2 protein-coding genes and 3 pseudogenes are annotated in these 18,940 nt (G+C 39.9%); all 5 read right to left on the bottom strand.

Features of this window, described 5'->3' with window-relative positions; translation table 11 throughout:
* Positions 1–253: 253 nt before the first annotated feature.
* Positions 254–7,984 (bottom strand): glycoside hydrolase family 9 protein, encoded by a 7,731-nt coding sequence (locus VQL36_RS06540; protein WP_349248530.1) that lies wholly within the window; start codon positions 7,982–7,984, stop codon positions 254–256.
* Between the two features lie 74 nt (positions 7,985–8,058).
* Positions 8,059–12,057, bottom strand: coding sequence for a glycoside hydrolase family 6 protein (locus tag VQL36_RS06535; protein WP_349248529.1), 3,999 nt, complete (start codon positions 12,055–12,057; stop codon positions 8,059–8,061).
* Positions 12,058–12,128: 71 nt separating this feature from the next.
* Positions 12,129–13,403, bottom strand: a pseudogene (locus tag VQL36_RS21135) (cellulose binding domain-containing protein); the annotation flags it as partial.
* A gap of 48 nt (positions 13,404–13,451) precedes the next feature.
* A pseudogene (locus VQL36_RS06525) lies at positions 13,452–16,913 on the bottom strand (glycoside hydrolase family 48 protein); the annotation flags it as partial.
* 261 nt (positions 16,914–17,174) lie between these two features.
* Positions 17,175–18,938: pseudogene (locus VQL36_RS06520) on the bottom strand (glycoside hydrolase family 9 protein); the annotation flags it as partial.
* Positions 18,939–18,940: the final 2 nt, after the last annotated feature.

Raw genomic sequence — 18,940 nt, 5'->3', positions numbered from 1 at the left:
GATTTATGATAAATCTTTAATCCTATTCTACTACTTTTTATCCAATCCAAAAATCAGCTCATTTGCTATTCTTTTATTTTAAAAAAAGCGCCCATGAGTTGGGCGCCAATAATTAATCTAATTTTTAAGAATTACAAGTAAATCTCAAGAAGCTAAATATAATTTTATTTAATTCATACACTTTCCCATAGATTTCCTTCAACTCTATCTAAAAAGGAACCAATATAAACGTAGATAGACTTATTAATTGAATCTAATCCAAAACAGGTAATTTAGAAGGATCAACAATACCCCAATAAGCAGGTTTTGATTGCAACTGTTTATCAAACAGAAGAGGTAAATTAATACGTGTGATTGGAAATGTACTTAACCACGTATGATCATCTGCAAGTCCCCAGGTAGTTACACTGCTAATATCGTCACTATGTTTTTTAAATACGTCAAATATTTCTTTATATCGGTACCCCTGATTTATGATTACTTCCTCAGGAACTACCTCATACTGATCTGTATTATTATTATATATGCTCATATCCAGTTCAGTAATTTGATTATCCATTCCCAAGCTTGAGAACAAAACAATCGTATCTTCAATAAGTGAAGGTGAGGGATACTCTATATTAACGTGAAGTTGATGTCCTACACCATCAATAGGTACTCCTTCATTGATCAATTCAGTCACGAGTTCGTACAAGTACTGACGTTTGGTTGGATTTGTTGTGCTGTAGTCGTTAATATACAATTTAGCGTTAGGATCTGTTTCATGAGCAACCTCAAAAGCACGTTTAATATAATCTGTTCCGGTGATTTGATACCATTTACTGTTGCGCAATCCATTTGGCTGACCTGGATCAATAACTTCATTCACTACATCCCAAGCAAATACATCACCCTTAAAGTGTTCAACCACTGTACGAACATGTGTTTCTAAACGTTCTAACAATAATTGTTTATTCTCAGGTGTTGGTTCCATATCGTTGCCTTCTGCGTCCTTGAAAAACCAATCAGCTGTTTGATTGTGCCAAATTAATGTATGTCCTCTGACTAACATTTCATTTTCTTTAGCATAATCAATAAGGATATCTGCTTCTGTAAAATTAAAATTCCCTTCTGTAGGTTGCATCGAATTTGGTTTCATAACATTTTCAGCTGTAATCGTTTTGAAATGTTTTTGCAGCAACTCACTATGCAAACCTTGTGTTTGATATGGTTCAATCGCTGCTCCCATAAGGAAATCATCTTGCAGAACCTCATGTAATGAAGGAATATCCTGTTCAATCGGTAATGGCGGCAATGATGGGATATAACTTAATTCAAAATCATCGATATAAAAGGAAGCTAAACCGCTATCAGATTCAACGTATATAAATAATGAATCAGCCTCATTCTGCATAGTATATTCTGCTTCAAGCAGCACCCATCCATTGTTTGTTACTGTAGTATTACCTACAATTGTATAATAATTGGTGGAACCTTGATAACTTCGTTCCAAACTAACTCTAATATTTGAAGTGTTTTCATTTGGTGCAAGTTTCACCCACACTGACACATTATAATTTGATCCTGTATCCATTTTCTCAAGCACATTTAATTTAGCACCACCAAACGGATCTTGCCTATCAGTAATGAGTAAGCTATATGTGCCATTCTTAGCATCATCAGAAGTAACATTTAGAGTCTCAACACCCATTCTTGGCTCCCAGCCTTCAATCGTGTTGGTCTCAAAAGTAGTTGTTATTCCCGGCTGATCTTCTTGCTCTGATTTCTCGTTCATTAAAGCTGCATGATTAGAAAATAAAGTAGCAGTATCACTAGGGAATACCACTCGAAAGCCATCATAATTTGGATACAAGCTATCATCGTCTTGAATTCCTGTTAATATCCAAAAGTTACTTCCATTACCTCCCTCAGCATAGATAGTGTTCAGCCAAGATTCATAGATGGTATCTCGAGTACCTTCATTAGTTAACCCAAATTCTTCAAAAATAACGGGTTTTCCAATTTCATGTGCATCTTGAATATGGTCTGAAATCCAAATGTTTCCCCATTCTTCAGCATTTCCTGCCGTTCCCCAGTGATCCGGATACATATGTACCGTTCCATAATCAATGTTAGGAAGTGCAGTTAATCGCTCCCAATCTACACCTTCGTAACCACTTCTAGTATAATCTGAAGAATTAGGATCATTATAAAAACCTTCGTCTCCTGTTGCTACCAAATGGTTAGAATCAATCGATTTAATAAAAGTACTTATCTCATCTGCCCAATTTACTAATGTATCACCTGATTTATCATCAGGATTTCGAGGTTCATTGCCTAACTCCCAGGCCATGATCGTCGGTTCATTTATATACTTCACTCCTGTGTACGGGTTAACTCGATTCAAAAAGTGAGATATATAGTTTTTATAAGCCGTGATAGCATCTGGATTTGTATAAAAATCAGTTTTATTAGATAAGCCTAACCACTGCTGATACTGCTCCATACCACCGAAATCGGACCAATAATTAACAAGAGGTACGATCAATTTTATATTTAGCTCCTTTGCCTTATATACAGCATAATCAAAACGATCAAAACCATCTTCATTGTACACACCTAGTTCAGGTTGCATTACTATTCCTTCTTGACCGTTACCATCCATAAATCCCCATGTACGTATGACTTTTAGTCCCATATTATTAGCGTCCTCTAATACATCATCAATCATTTTATTAGATTTATACATCAAATAATAATTGTTAGTACCAGCATAGTAGAACGGTTTTCCGTCTAACATAAACTCTGTTCCACTTGTGCTGACAAAACCTGAGGGTAGAATATTCTCTCGTGTTGTGAAAGATATATTATTATTTGTCGCCTCTGTCGTACCTTGATCGTTTTGAGCAATAACCCTCCAATAGTAAGTTGTATTCTCTGCTAACGTAACCTCTGATACATAATTGTTTTGAGTTAAGTTATTTACACTAATAACTGGGTTATTGTAACTTATATTATCAGCTACTTCCAATGTATAAAAGCTAACATCAGTTGAAGAACCCCAGCTAAAAGTTGGTGTCAAACTAATATTGTTCGCTCCATTGGTAGGGGTAGATAAACTAAATGCGCCAGGTACATCCGGCTCTCCTCCATTACCTGAACCAGTTGGCTCACTTCCCCACACTAATTGTCCGTTCTGATGCAACGTTACTTTATTCCAATCCGTAAATGCAGTCATGCTGGCATTAAACGAGTAATCATTGTTTTCATTATAGTTGCTCCAGTTTGTTTTATTGTTTCTCGTTTGAATTTCACCGCTTTGTCCTCCAGCAGCTAACGTACCTGCCCCCGCAGTAAAGTTCAACTCTATATAGTGATCAGCATCTGCCGTAGACTGACTCATAGCTACATGGGTTCCGTTGACATTCCCACAGCCTACAACAGCATAATCACAATGGAACTGCTGTGTTTGGTTACCATCAATCGTGTAGTAGTAACGGATTGTTAACTCATTTAATGCTACATCTGTATTTCCATTATTTACAATATTAAAATGTGGTTTAAACTGATTGTCTGTTGCATTAGTATCCGCTGCTTTGTACTGCACAACTAGATCACTAGCTGTACCCCCTCCTGATGGTGTGGCACTTGCTTCTGTTGAGTTTGCACTCTCACCCGCTGTATTTTGCGCACTCACCACATAATAGTAGGTGGTTCCGTTTGTTAATCCTGCATTTGTAAAATTAATAGAGGTTATTCCTGTTGCTACTGTTGTATAGGTTCCACCTGCACTGGTTGAACGTTTCACGTTATAACTGTCTGCTCCACTCACTCCACTCCAGCTTAAATCAACTTGACCATCTCCTGCACTAGCTGTTAATCCTGTTGGACTTCCAGGAATGGTGACACTACTTTGCGGCGTTGCACTTGCTTCTGTTGAGTTTGCACTCTCACCCGCTGTATTTTGCGCACTCACCACATAATAATAGGTGGTTCCGTTTGTTAATCCTGCATTTGTATAATTAGTAGAGGTTATTCCTGTTGCTACTGTTGTATAGGTTCCACCTGCACTAGTTGAACGTTTCACGTTATAGCTGTCTGCTCCACTGACTGAACTCCAGCTTAAATCAACTTGACCATTTCCTGCACTAGCTGTTAATCCGGTTGGGCTCCCAGGAATGGTGACACTACTTTGCGGTGTGGCACTTGCTTCTGTTGAGTCGGCACTCTCACCCGCTGTATTTTGCGCACTCACCACATAATAATAGGTGGTTCCGTTTGTTAGTCCTGCATTTGTATAATTAGTAGAGGTTACTCCTGTTGCTACTGTTGTATAGGTTCCACCTGCACTGGTTGAACGTTTTACGTTATAGCTGTCTGCTCCACTGACTGAACTCCAGCTTAAATCAACTTGACCATCTCCTGCACTAGCTGTTAATCCGGTTGGGCTTCCAGGAATGGTGACACTACTTTGCGGTGTCGCACTTGCTTCTGTTGAGTCGGCACTCTCACCCGCTGTATTTTGCGCACTCACCACATAATAATAGGTGGTTCCGTTTGTTAGTCCTGCATTTGTATAATTAGTAGAGGTTACTCCTGTTGCTACTGTTGTATAGGTTCCACCTGCACTGGTTGAGCGTTTCACGTTATAGCTGTCTGCTCCGCTGACTCCACTCCAGCTTAAATCAACTTGACCAGCTCCTGCACTAGCTGTCAAACCCGTTGGTGCTGCTGGAGGGGTCGGATTTCCACCACCTGATCCACCAGGTTCTACCCCTGATATGAGCGCACCATTTTGGTACAATGTTACTTGATTCCATTCTGTAAAGTCCGTAAGGTTCCCGTTATAGGAATAATCATTCAATTCGTTCAAATTGCTCCAGTCTGATTTATTGTTTCGCGCTTGAATTTCTCCGCTTTGTCCTCCAGCAGCTAAGTTTCCAGCTCCTGCTGAAAAACTAATTTCTAAATAATGATCCGCATTTTCTGCTGGATTGCTCATTTGTACATGGGCTCCGCTTACATTCCCACAGCCTACAACAGCATAATCACAATGGAATTCAAAGGATTGGCTGCCATCCGCAGTGTAATAATAACGAATCGTCAACTCGCTTAGAGGTACGGAACTATTGCCTGTGTTCACCATATTAAAGTGAGGCTTAAATTGATTATCTGTAGCATTAGTATCCGCTGCTTTGTATTGGAGTTTAAGATCACTTGGAAGTTGAGGGGTTGCACTGACTGTATTCGAATCTGTTGTTCCTGATCCATTCTCAGCAGTCACAACATAATAATACGTTATACCATTCGTTAAGCCAGTATCACTATAGGCTGTCGATGTTAATCCAGTGGCTATGGTTGTATAACTACCATTACTTGATGTAGATCGACCAACGGAATAACTATCTGCGAATGAAGAAACAGACCAAGAAAGATTTACCGTTTCATTACTGGCTTGTGTATTTAAAGTGAAACTACCTGGAAGTGGAAGCTGTGGAGCTGCTGAAACAGTATTGGAATCGGTACTGCCAGAGCTGTTATTTGCAGTAATGACATAATAGTACGTTGTGCCATTTACAACATTCGTATCATTATAGGTATTCGCTGTTAAAGCTGATGCAATTGAAGTGAATGGACCGCTTTGAGTTTCACTCCGTTTCACATCATAACTAATCGCATTAGAAGATATAGTCCAGCTTAAGTCCACATTCCCATTTCCTGCTTCTGCCGTTAAGGTAAAGCTGCCTGGTGCTGGCGGTGGGTTAGGAATAGCTGAAACTTCACTAGAATTTGCTGATTCCCCGGTATCATTTACTGCACTGACTACATAATAATACGTTGATCCATTCGTTAGTCCTGTATCTGAGTAATTTGTATTTGTAAGATTGTTTCCGATCGTTGTATAAGGACCTCCTGAAGTTGCTGAACGTTTGAGATTATAACTATCTGCTCCGATTACACTACTCCAACTCAGACCTATAACACCATCATCTGCGTTAGCAGTCAATCCTGTAGGTATAGTTGGAGGGAGTATTACACCTCCACTAGGTTCTTGACCACCAACTAATACACCAGCATTATAAACAGGAATATAAATAGTTTTTTCTTCAGCACCATTTGATAAACTTTGATATGACCAATCATTAGACGGGTCCCACACTACTCCATCAGGTACTTCAAAGCTGAAGTAGGCTGATTTTCTATATTGATTAATGTCTCCAGGATAGATTTCTGTTCCAGTAAAATCAATGGTTACGTAATATACATTGTCTTCCCACTGTATTAACGGAGAAATCACTGCACCACCATTTGTGCCTAATTCAACAGTCACATCACTCACATCATAACCAGCATCAACTACCTCCGAAATATCTATAAAATACTTAAAGGAAAGCTGGTTACCTACTATTGAAGGCCAGCCAGATCTATTATTAATATGTGAAATAACCTGCATTGAATTTGGTGTGTAGGATCTATAACTTGCTTCCACAAATAATTGATCTTCAGTCGGTAATTGTGGCTGAGGGAAATTATCTAAAGGAGTTCCACCGTACAACAAATACATTTTTGCAATTGCACCTGTAAATCCAGCATTATAATCTGTAGCTACTTCATTATTCACATAATTCTCTCGATTATCTTCATATAAATCATTGTTACCTGGTCCTCCTACTAATGCACCTACAAGTATATGGCGATTATCGACAGGACGTTGTATACTCCCTTCATACGAGCTATGTGCACCACGATGATGTGCATTGATAGGAGGATTATTTCCAAATCCAATTACGTAACTTCTATTATCTGGATTGTCTCCTAACATATAAGTGACTTGACTGACTGCAAAATCTTGATATTTTTGAGCTTTTACTGCATCTGTATTCATTAACCAGTCCGAATATACAAAAGCCAAAAAGGCATTATTCGCCGAATAGCGAAGGGCACCCCATTGATCAAGCCAAGCTAATCCTCCTGGCGTATACGTAATTTGTTCTCCTGTTTCAGGTACCCCTGTTGTCCAAAAATCTAAATTTCTTTCTGTTGATTCTTTATAAATAGGTTTATCTGTGATTTTTGCTAATAAAAGCTGCGCTCCATAATGTTTGTCATCCCAAGCTTGACCCCATTTATAACTCCAGTAAGGGCTATTCCCATGATTTTCCTTTCCCCAATCTGCTGTTGAGTTCTCTGCATAAGTTAAATAGTATTCGTCGTTGGTGGCTAAGTACATCCATATGCCCATCCAAGTCAACTCATCTGCGTATCCACTCCATGAATTATAATATCCTTGTGCATCTTGTATACAGTCTGAATATACACCTCTATACTGATCTGCAAAGTTAAATAATTGTTCTGCATGCGTTAATAAAGTAGCTGCATAATCTGGATCTGTCGGTTTAAAAATGATTGATGCTGCTGCCATGGCCGCTGCTGTTTCACCCGCTAAATCTGACCCAGGACAGGAAGCATCAATCTTATAAGCTGGTCGTGCCATTTGCATCGTTTCAGCAGGTCCCCAATAAGCGTGATCTAAACCTCCATTCCCTACCTGACCATATAACACATTCGGCTCTGGGTGTGCTTTTATAAAATAATCCGTTACCCATTTGATATTATCTAATATTTCATCTAATTGATTTGTCTGTTCATACGCCTCTCGATATTCATATACAGACCATGCTAACATTGTTGTCGAAGCTGCCATTGGAAATCCGAATTTCACATGATCTCCTGCATCATACCACCCACCTGTTAAATCCAAACCAACATCAGATCCATCCTCTAATCCTGAATCACCACGCCAGTTAACACGATTGTTTTCTGGTAAATCTCCAGATCTCTGTGCTTCATAAAACAATATAGATTTTTGTAATACTTCCGCATAATTAAATGAAGACGGAGCCGCAGCCGCTTCATCAACAATCAAAACATTTGAAATGGGTGTAAATAATAATATGAAGATGAGAAAGTAAAGTTTTAATTTTGAGTGAGTGAACTTTATCATTTTTCTATACCTCCATTTTTCCTTTATAAGAGGCACTCAGATCATACTGAGTGCCCTTGAATTAAAATCCTAATTTAAGGTTCAATACCCCACACTAATTGTCCGTTCTGATGCAGCGTTACTTTATTCCAATCCGTAAATGCAGTCATGCTGGCATTAAACGAGTAATCATTGTTTTCATTATAGTTGCTCCAGTTTGTTTTATTGTTCCTCGTTTGAATTTCACCGCTTTGCCCTCCAGCAGCTAACGTTCCTGCCCCCGCAGTAAAGCTCACTTCTATATAGTGATCAGCATCTGCCGTAGACTGACTCATAGCTACATGGGTTCCGTTGATATTCCCACAGCCTACAACAGCATAATCACAATGGAACTGCTGTGCTTGGTTACTATCAATCGTGTAGTAGTAACGGATTGTTAACTCATTTAATGCTACATCTGCATTTCCATTATTTACAATATTAAAATGTGGTTTAAACTGATTGTTTGTTGCATTAGTATCCGCTGCTTTGTACTGCACAACTAGATCACTAGCTGTACCCCCTCCTGATGGCGTTGCACTTGCTTCTGTTGAGTTTGCACTCTCACCCGCTGTATTTTGCGCACTCACCACATAATAGTAGGTGGTTCCGTTTGTTAATCCTGCATTTGTATAATTAGTAGAGGTTACTCCTGTTGCTACTGTTGTATAGGTTCCACCTGCACTGGTTGAACGTTTCACGTTATAACTATCAGCTCCACTGACCGAACTCCAGCTTAAATCAACTTGACCATCTCCTGCACTAGCTGTTAATCCGGTTGGGCTCCCAGGAATGGTGACACTACTTTGCGGTGTGGCACTTGCTTCTGTTGAGTTTGCACTCTCACCCGCTGTATTTTGCGCACTCACCACATAATAATAGGTGGTTCCGTTTGTTAGTCCTGCATTTGTATAATTAGTAGAGGTTACTCCTGTTGCTACTGTTGTATAGGTTCCACCTGCACTGGTTGAACGTTTTACGTTATAGCTGTCTGCTCCACTGACTGAACTCCAGCTTAAATCAACTTGACCATCTCCTGCACTAGCTGTTAATCCGGTTGGGCTTCCAGGAATGGTGACACTACTTTGCGGTGTCGCACTTGCTTCTGTTGAGTTTGCACTCTCACCCGCTGTATTTTGCGCACTCACCACATAATAATAGGTGGTTCCGTTTGTTAATCCTGCATTTGTATAATTAGTAGAGGTTACTCCTGTTGCTACTGTTGTATAGGTTCCACCTGCACTGGTTGAACGTTTCACGTTATAGCTGTCTGCTCCACTGACTGAACTCCAACTTAAATCAACTTGACCATCTCCTGCACTAGCCGTCAAACCCGATGGTGCTGCTGGAGGGGTCGGATTTCCACCACCAGGTTCTACCCCTGATATGAGCGCACCATTTTGGTACAATGTTACTTGATTCCATTCTGTAAAGTCCGTAAGGTTCCCGTTATAGGAATAATCATTCAATTCGTTCAAATTGCTCCAGTCTGATTTATTGTTTCGCGCTTGAATTTCTCCGCTTTGTCCTCCAGCAGCTAAGTTTCCAGCTCCTGCTGAAAAACTAATTTCTAAATAATGATCCGCATTTTCTGCTGGATTGCTCATTTGTACATGGGCTCCGCTTACATTCCCACAGCCTACAACAGCATAATCACAATGGAATTCAAAGGATTGGTTGCCATCCGCAGTGTAATAATAACGAATCGTCAACTCGCTTAGAGGTACGGAACTATTGCCTGTGTTCACCATATTAAAGTGAGGTTTAAATTGATTATCTGCAGCATTAGTATCCGCTGCTTTGTATTGGAGTTTAAGATCACTTGGAAGTTGAGGCGTTGCACTGACTGTGTTCGAATCTGTTGTTCCTGATCCATTCTCAGCAGTCACAACATAATAATACGTTGTGCCATTCGTTAAGCCAGTATCACTGTAGGCTGTCGATGTTAATCCAGTGGCTATGGTTGTATAACTGCCATTACTTGATGTAGATCGACCAACGGAATAACTATCTGCGAATGAAGAAACAGACCAAGAAAGATTTACCGTTTCATTACTGGCTTGTGTATTTAAAGTGAAACTACCTGGAAGTGGAAGTTGTGGAGCTGCTGAAACAGTATTGGAATCGGTACTGCCAGAGCTGTTATTTGCAGTAATGACATAATAGTACGTTGTGCCGTTTACAACATTCGTATCATTATAGGTATTCGCTGTTAAAGCTGATGCGATTGAAGTGAACGGACCGCTTTGAGTTTCACTCCGTTTCACATCATAACTAATCGCATTAGAAGATATAGTCCAGCTTAAGTCCACATTTCCATTTCCTGCTTCAGCCGTTAAGGTAAAGCTGCCTGGTGCTGGCGGTGGGTTAGGAATAGCTGAAACTTCACTAGAATTTGCTGATTCCCCGATATCATTTACTGCGCTGACTACATAATAATACGTTGATCCATTCGTTAGTCCTGTATCTGAGTAATTTGTATTTGTAAGATTGTTTCCGATCGTTGTATAAGGACCTCCTGAAGTTGCTGAACGTTTGAGATTATAACTATCTGCTCCGATTACACTACTCCAACTCAGACCTATAACACCGTCATCTGCGATAGCAGTTAATCCATTAGGAGCATTCGGTGCAGTATTATCAGCAGGCGGAATAGCTGGGTAAGCATTTTCCACTAACATGACAAACTGATTATGAAACCAGTGTCCTGCTATAGGTGCGTCAGGCATAGCCCCTGTAGGTACTCCAGCATTAGCACCATCTGTATATTCTGGATCACAGTTTGGATCGGGATTTTTCCCTTCGTCATTATCAATAAACTCACTAGCACCGTCAGATTCTCCAGGAGGTTTTACCCATACAAAAGCATCCAAATGAGTATTTTCAAACTCACCAGAAGCCACTTGTGGAGGTAATCCCATTCCTGCACCATCGACATTACACCACAAACCGCGATGTTCTCTAAGATCAATACGTCCTGAATCAACATAACTATTCACTGTATCACCACTAGCTTCAGTTGGACGATCATCTCCCCCCCAACCGTTACGTGAAGTATCGATAATAAAACCAATATCTTGTGGAAATCCACTGGCTACAAAAGCATTGTATAATGCCTCTGTAAAATCAACTTCATCAAAATTAGGGTTCCACTCGTAAAAATTAGAGGATCTCAAAGGCTGACCACCGATATTTAAATTTGGATTTGTTAAATATGGCTCTTCAAGTGGAGTGTAATTTGATGTATTTGTAATAAATCCATCGATGCTTTGTAAACCAGCCGTTGTATTTTGGACTACATCGGTATACAAACTAACTACTCCTTGTAAATTGTTGTCCCATCCTAACCAACCAGAATGAGCAATGTCCATATAAATGTAAACATTATCAATAGGGTGAAGTTGATTAAGTGCATATTGAGTAGCTTCTACTTGAATACCGCTTGAGTTCGCTTCCGCGCACTCAGGATCACTTAGATTCGTTACTAGATTAGGTAGTCCGTCAGGTTCAATGACCGTTACAATTCGAATATCCTGGTACTTAGGGTCAGAAAATACGGATACTATAGGATCAATGTACTCTGTTTTATATCTTTGTAGGCCTTCTTCTGAAAGTGGTAGTTCACCATTGGATGCTAAGGCAGCGCAGTCTCGACCTGGAAGATCATAAATAACAATTGTAGCGGTAATTGGAGTGTCACCTTGCTTTTGTGCAAGTGCAATGTCCAAGTGATCAGCTAAGCTTTTACGTCCGTTATTTACATCTCCACCATGGATGGCCGCTATGCGATCAAGCCAAACTGCTGTAGGGTAAGATTTTATTGTTTCCATTCTTGAGGCTAGGTCACTATCATTTACAAGTGCAATAGAAGAGTCTATTAATTCAGCATAATCAGGATTCACATACGAAGTTGCCCCTTCAAATGGATTATCAACATGTGCTTCACCATAAACTATTGAAGTAGATTTTGGAATGATGCCAGTAAGTAAACTTAATATTAATAGAATCGTAAGCATAAGTATGATGTTTTTGCTGCACAATTTTTTATAACTCATCATTTCACTTCCTCATCATTATTTTAAGAGGCACTCAGATCATACTGAGTGCCCTTGAATTAAATCCTAATTTAAGGTTCAATACCCCACACTAATTGTCCGTTCTGATGCAACGTTACTTTATTCCAATCCGTAAATGCAGTCATGCTGGCATTAAACGAGTAATCATTGTTTTCATTATAGTTGCTCCAGTTTGTTTTATTGTTCCTCGTTTGAATTTCACCGCTTTGCCCTCCAGCAGCTAACGTTCCTGCCCCCGCAGTAAAGCTCACCTCTATATAGTGATCAGCATCTGCCGTAGACTGACTCATAGCTACATGGGTTCCGCTTATATTCCCACAGCCTACAACAGCATAATCACAATGGAACTGCTGTGCTTGGTTACCATCAATCGTGTAGTAGTAACGGATTGTTAACTCATTTAATGCTACATCTGTATTTCCATTATTTACAATATTAAAATGTGGTTTAAACTGATTGTCTGTTGCATTAGTATCCGCTGCTTTGTACTGCACAACTAGATCACTAGCTGTACCCCCTCCTGATGGCGTTGCACTTGCTTCTGTTGAGTTTGCACTCTCACCCGCTGTATTTTGCGCACTCACCACATAATAGTAGGTGGTTCCGTTTGTTAATCCTGTATTTGTATAATTAGTAGAGGTTACTCCTGTTGCTACTGTTGTATAGGTTCCACCTGCACTGGTTGAACGTTTCACATTATAGCTGTCTGCTCCGCTGACTGAACTCCAGCTTAAATCAACTTGACCATCTCCTGCACTAGCTGTTAATCCGGTTGGGCTTCCAGGAATGGTGATACTACTTTGCGGTGTCGCACTTACTTCTGTTGAGTTTGCACTCTCACCCGCTGTATTTTGCGCACTCACCACATAATAGTAGGTGGTTCCGTTTGTTAATCCTGTATTTATATAATTAGTAGAGGTTATTCCTGTTGCTACTGTTGTATAGGTTCCACCTGCACTAGTTGAACGTTTCACGTTATAGCTGTCTGCTCCGCTGACCGAACTCCAGCTTAAATCAACTTGACCATCTCCTGCACTAGCTGTTAATCCGGTTGGGCTTCCAGGAATGGTGACACTACTTTGCGGTGTGGCACTTGCTTCTGTTGAGTCGGCACTCTCACCCGCTGTATTTTGCGCACTCACCACATAATAGTAGGTGGTTCCGTTTGTTAATCCTGTATTTGTATAATTAGTAGAGGTTACTCCTGTTGCTACTGTTGTATAGGTTCCACCTGCACTGGTTGAACGTTTCACGTTATAGCTGTCTGCTCCGCTGACTGAACTCCAGCTTAAATCAACTTGACCATCTCCTGCACTAGCCGTCAAACCCGTTGGTGCTGCTGGAGGGGTCGGATTTCCACCACCTGATCCATCAGGTTCTACCCCTGATATGAGCGCACCATTTTGGTACAATGTTACTTGATTCCATTCTGTAAAGTCCGTAAGGTTCCCGTTATAGGAATAATCATTCAATTCGTTCAAATTGCTCCAGTCTGATTTATTGTTTCGCGCTTGAATTTCTCCGCTTTGTCCTCCAGCAGCTAAGTTTCCAGCTCCTGCTGAAAAACTAATTTCTAAATAATGATCCGCATTTTCTGCTGGATTGCTCATTTGTACATGGGCTCCGCTTACATTCCCACAGCCTACAACAGCATAATCACAATGGAATTCAAAGGATTGGTTGCCATCCGCAGTGTAATAATAACGAATTGTCAACTCGCTTAGAGGTACGGAACTATTGCCTGTGTTCACCATATTAAAGTGAGGCTTAAATTGATTGTCTGCAGCATTAGTATCCGCTGCTTTGTATTGGAGTTTAAGATCACTTGGAAGTTGAGGCGTTGCACTGGCTGTATTCGAATCTGTTGTTCCTGATCCATTCTCAGCAGTCACAACATAATAATACGTTGTGCCATTCGTTAAGCCAGTATCACTATAGGCTGTCGATGTTAATCCAGTGGCTATGGTTGTATAACTACCATTACTTGATGTAGATCGACCAACGGAATAACTATCTGCGAATGAAGAAACAGACCAAGAAAGATTTACCGTTTCATTACTGGCTTGTGTATTTAAAGTGAAACTACCTGGAAGTGGAAGTTGTGGAGCTGCTGAAACAGTATTGGAATCGGTACTGCCAGAGCTGTTATTTGCAGTAATGACATAATAGTACGTTGTGCCATTTACAACATTCGTATCATTATAGGTATTTGCTGTTAAAGCTGATGCAATTGAAGTGAACGGACCGCTTTGAGTTTCACTCCGTTTCACATCATAACTAATCGCATTAGAAGATATAGTCCAGCTTAAGTCCACATTCCCATTTCCTGCTTCTGCCGTTAAGGTAAAGCTGCCTGGTGCTGGCGGTGGGTTAGGAATAGCTGAAACTTCACTAGAATTTGCTGATTCTCCGATATCATTTACTGCGCTGACTACATAATAATACGTTGTGCCGTTGTTTACTGTAGAATCAATATAACTTGCAGCTGTTACATTACTTGCTACCGTTGTATATGGTCCACCAGAAACAGTTGCACGTTTTACGTTATAATTGTCAGCATTAAAGACATTATTCCAGCTTAAGTTTACTTCTCCATCATCAGGAAGAGCAGTAACCCCAGTTGGTGCATTTGGTTCAGTTGGGGTAGTCTCCCCAATTAATCGATCAAATTCTGCATAAGCTGTTGCCATATCCACTTGTGACCAGAACCTGTGGTAAGTAAAGGTTGGTGTTCCATTCTCCCATGTTTCGGTATCCGGATTCCAAGAAGAATTGTATAAGTTTTCTAAATAAGACCAGTTTGGATCATTTTTAATTTCTGGACGTAATTCATGATGGCTAATATATACTCCGTCCCCACCCTTACTTGGATCAGAAGGAATTCCACCTGCTCCTGGGATGGCATTACCTTGACCAAATGTTCCAGTCCATCCATCAGGGAAATAAATTTCTTTTTCAAAATAACGATAATAATCTCCTCTTTGTTCCTCAGTTACAATCCCTATGCCGTCGTTAAAACTCCATGCTACGTTCAATAATTGCTCTGCCATATCCTTAGCTTGATTTCCCAGTACTGAATAATCCCCATTTTCAGCTTTTGTACCTGCTGCGTAGAAGGTTAACGCTTTGATGTAACTTCCTAATACCCCTACATCTTGACTGGCACCCTTAGCAATTGCATGATAATCAGGATTTCCAGTAAAGTTTTCATATCCATTCCATGTATCAGGTTGACCACTCCATTCCTGACCACCAAGAATATAAAACTGACCCGGCTCAGGAGTTGTATCTACATCTGGGTTCAGACCGCCCAATATTTGATCTCCATTACTGTCTAAGAAATAACCATCATCATCTGTCATCGGTTTTTCATTTACAAAAGTATAATCAATAGACCAATCAATCCATTTATCAATCACTTCTTTTGCCATTTGAAAATTCGTTGAGCTAGTATCTCCTTTCTCAGCCAAAATATAATAATATTCAGCTACTCTCTCAAGCGGCCATGTTTGAAAACCAAACCATGTATTTGATGGTGGGTCATGATAAACAGGAGCTTCGTCATAGGCTAAATCATAAAATGTACTCACACCCGAAGGATAACTAGAATAATCTCCCCCAACACTATTGGTAGCTCCTCCACCTACACCACCTTCAGCAGATAACAACCAGGTATAAAACTCTAATTGACGCACTAAAGATAGCTCCCAGTCTTCCTGAGATGTAGCAGATTCAGGAATTAATCCACCTTCAGATAATGCGTAAGCAGCTACTGTATTTTGATAAGCTTGGTGTGCATGGCTGGAACCTATTCTCCATGCCCAGTTACCTGAGCCCATATCGCCAAGTCCACCTCCCCATGCTGTATACCAAGACATAAGATAATGACTTGCATTTTTACCAGTCCCTGGTGTTGGAGTTCCATCAGCTGCACTTCCTATTTCTTGGAAGTATTTATCGTACATACCGTACCGTAAATAATCTCCCATCTTTTTCGCTTTATTTAAATAAGTTGGATTGTTATAACCCATCTGTTGCGCCCAATACATGACTTGAACTGCACGAGCATCCGCATCTGTAGCTGCCGTATATCTCCACTGTGGAGCAGGTGCCGCTCCGTCATCTATGAATAAAGAAACAAAACCTTCACCTGGTTTACCAAATGTAAAATCATCTTGTGAAGGATGAGTCACTGCTTCCCATACCGATTCTTGTTCCCCTCTTTGGAACGTATTTACATACGTTACTGTATGAGAAGGATTCAAAGTATTGCCATATCCATACCAATCATCCACATCAAGTAACCAATGCATCAAGTAGGTTTCATTATCTCCATAAGTTGCTTTCAATTCTGCATCTAACGGATCTGAGCCAGCTTGAACTGAATTGCTCAACATACTTGGATACATGTCTGGATATGGATGTTCAGGTGCATAAGTAGCAGGACTAGATGCAGTGTAATAACTCATCGTCGGCTGTTCATTTACACCATCCCCTTCATTAATTGGTAAAATAAAGGTTTCCAAGTTATCCCAAGCTTCCTCTAATGGTGTCCAATTATTCGTGAAGTAACCATATAACGTTTCAAGCCATAACCAATAACTATAGGCTTCTGAAGTTGTCATGTGTCCGTAATCAGGAGCTTCACTCAATAAAGTTTCAATAGAATGATATGGAATCCCCTCCGGTGAAAAATATCCACTAGCTGGATCTTTGATTTGTGCATACATCGTTAAGAATCGTTCTTCATTTAGAGATGAACCCCCAGGTTCTTCAGGCGTAGCAAATACTTGACTAGAATTATTAGATTCTCCTACTTCATTTACTGCACTAATCACATAATAGTAGGTCGTACCATTACTTAAACCTACATCTGTATACGTCGTGCCTGTTACATTATTCGCTATCGCTGTATATGGACCGCCTGATGAAGCAGCGCGTTTTATAATATAATTATCTGCGTTAGACACACTGTTCCAACTTAGTGATACTTCACCATTGCCTGGTGCAGCACTTAATGAAGAAGGTGCATTTGGAGCTTCAGGTACACTTAAATTTCCTTGTGTATCATTGATATACTGAGATATCCAAACTAATGGAGCATTCCAGTTAATTGTATTCTCTTTAGATGCCCAAGCACTAGGTGCTGTGTCTTTATCTGCATAGGATTTGGCTGCTGGTTGCCCTTGTGGTGTAGCTGGATCATTTGAATTATCGTTATTTGGTCCTCCTGACAACCATCCTTTTGGATAAGGTGTTCCTCCTTGATATTTCCCCCAAGCCCAACGATCATGTGTATCTGTTTCATAAAACTCACCGTAGCCTGTAATATATGAAAGTTTCATAGCATTGTTACCCATAAGATAATCCATCGTTTTATGAATGCCTTTTAAATAAGTAATATCTTCACTAATGTCATAAGCAAACGCCATAAATATCATTGAGTTCACAATAAATGAATTGGAACCCCAAGGATAGGTTTCACTTCCAGGTAATGGAATAGGATATCCTTCTGAGTTCAAAATATTAATAACGTTGTTATCAACATGTGTTAAAACATTATTCTCCATATCTGTGATGTCTTGTGCTGGAAGATCATTTGCAGCTGTCAATAACGATAATGTTCCTGTACCCGTTACTTCCGCCCAACCGAAATGACTTATTTCTTTATAATGCTGTGAGTTCATTACGGAGGATTGATAGGTTTGTTCATCACTATCTCCCAATGCGTAAGCTGTTAAATATAACTCAACTGCCGCTGCATATTGATCATCACTGTTTTTCGTATCGCCATAATCCCCACCGCCAGTTGCATCACCTGTGCTACCTGTATAATCTACATTTGGATTGGCTTCTGCTCTAGTCCATGCTAGTTCCGCAGTATTCCATAACTCTGCAGCATAAACTGGGTCATAAGCATTCAGCAACCTAGCTAAATGTGCAAGGTTACGAGCAACAGCATACGTAGCATTTGTAGAAGGGGGCTGTGCGAATCTTTCCGCTCCATTTTCATCTGCAATATTTGTGAGTGGAAAAGCACTCCAGTTGTTATTGTGAACCTTATGCGAGGCTAATCCACCTGAAACAGGCAACATCCCTTTCATAAATGTTGAACCAAAATTCACTTCATCTAATATGTCTGGGACACCATTCCCATTCTCAGGAATATTTAAAGATCCATCTGGGAAAACGGATGGATATCTTTCTAATAAATTTAACAGTGTCCAAGCTGAAATGGCTTGATTTACTGAATAAATGCCAAAATCCCCAGCATCTGCCCATGAATTTTTTACATTTAAAATATCTCCGTTACACCAGTCGTTATAACAGCTAATACTGCTATCCCCTGGATGAAGTGCACTATGGGCAAAAGTCGGATCTGTTAAATATTGCGCCTCAATATCTGTACCCATTCTATGAAAATAGAAATACTCCATTGCTTCTTTCGCTAAATTTGGATATAAATCTGTACCAATTATAAAAGGAACACTTTCACCTTCTCCATCTACCCATAACGTGTAATTACCTGAAGCAGTTACCGATGAAAAATTTGCATGATGTAAAAAATCACCAGAAGCTTGATCATTTCCATACACTGAAGTCGTTCCGTTAGCAACAACATCCCCACTTCCTACTTGCCTTAACTCCCAATTGAGGGATGATGTAGAGTTATTGATAATTGTGGCAACTTTATCTGCACCTTGTAGATAACCGATCTGATTGACACGCACGTTACCAGTATCAAAGTCTGCTTGAACAATAGATACATTTATGGTAGATAATATGAGCAGCAATGAGGTGAAGATCACAAAACATTTTCTCTTTAACTTATTATTATTAAACAAAAATATTTTCCCCATGA

The sequence above is a fragment of the Chengkuizengella sp. SCS-71B genome (assembly GCF_040100845.1).
Taxonomy (GTDB): domain Bacteria; phylum Bacillota; class Bacilli; order Paenibacillales; family KCTC-33759; genus Chengkuizengella.
The sequence above is the reverse complement of the archived record's forward strand: the minus strand, read 5'-3'. Positions and strand labels throughout refer to the sequence as shown.